The sequence below is a fragment of the Sphingobium sp. WR1 genome (genome assembly GCF_059693745.1).
On sequence record NZ_JCATID010000087.1, the window covers coordinates 1 to 1,183 of the forward strand.

Here is a 1,183-nt window from a genome sequence, read left to right on the forward strand (position 1 = left end):
CGGCGGGTCGGCCACGGCCACTCGCCAGGTCGCAGGCGAGATCGTCGTTCCGCCGATCAGCGCGAACGGGGTGCCGGTCAACTCGACCACCAACCTCCAGCAGATCGGGAGCCAGCAGGCCGCCGCTGACGCGGAGCTGGCGCGCGCGACCGCACAGGCGCGGTTGGCGCGGATCGCCCTCAACCGCGCCGAGGGCCTGGTGCGCGAGGAAGCGGGCAGCGTGCGCGCACGCGACGAGGCCGCCGCAGCGCTCGCAGCGGCCCAGGCCGCGCTCGGCGCCGCCCGCCAGCAGCGCCGGTTGCTGGGGCCGGCGGTCGCGACGCTCGGATCGCAGCCGGTGCTATGGGTGCGGACGTCGGTATTCGGCAGCGACATGGGGGACGTGCGCCGCGATGCAGGGGCCACCGTCCGCACCTTGGGCGAAGGCGGGGCACCGCGTGCCGCCCGCCCGGTGCAGGCTCCCCCGTCTGCCAACACCGCCGCCGGGACCGTCGACCTCTATTACGCGATCGACAATCGCGACCGCGCCTTCCGGGTCGGGCAGCGGGTCGCGGTGGACCTGCCGCTCGCCGGACAGACCCAGGGTCTGTCGGTGACGTCCGCTGCGATTTTGCGGGACATTTACGGTGGTGAGTGGGTCTATCAGAAGACCGCGCCTGACACCTTCGTCCGCCAACGCATCGAGGTAGCGTCCGAGAGCGGCGGGCGCGCGCTGCTCGCCCGCGGCCTCGCCCCAGGCGCCCAGGTCGTGACCGCCGGCGCGGCCGAGCTGTTCGGCACCGAGTTCGGGGCGGCGCACTGATGCTCGGCCGGCTCGTTCATTTCGCGCTCGCCCAGCGCGTCCTCGTCCTTGCGCTTGCAGGCTTGCTCGTCGTTCTCGGCGTGCGCGCCGGTCGCGACGTGCCGCTCGACGTGTTCCCCGAGTTCGCCCCGCCGATGGTGGAAATCCAGACCGAGGCACCGGGCCTTTCCACCGAAGAGGTGGAAAGCCTCGTAACGGTACCGATCGAGACGGCGGTCAATGGCGTCCCCGGGCTGATGACGCTCCGATCCAAGTCGGTTCTCGGCTTGTCGTCGGTGCAAATCCTGTTCGAGCGCGGCTCCGACCTGATCCGCGCCCGCCAGATGGTCGGCGAGCGGATCGCCCAGGTTCAACCGCGCCTGCCGCTCGCGGCGCAACAAC

At 72.0% G+C, this 1,183-nt stretch carries 2 protein-coding genes; both read left to right on the forward strand.

From position 1 onward, the window contains the following. Positions 1 to 802 (forward strand): efflux RND transporter periplasmic adaptor subunit (locus AC58EF_RS28500; RefSeq protein WP_497279729.1); only part of this gene is annotated, 802 nt, incomplete at its 5' end. After that, positions 802 to 1,183: efflux RND transporter permease subunit (locus AC58EF_RS28505; RefSeq protein WP_497279730.1), on the forward strand; the 382-nt coding region annotated here is incomplete at its 3' end. The genes AC58EF_RS28500 and AC58EF_RS28505, both read left to right, overlap by 1 nt.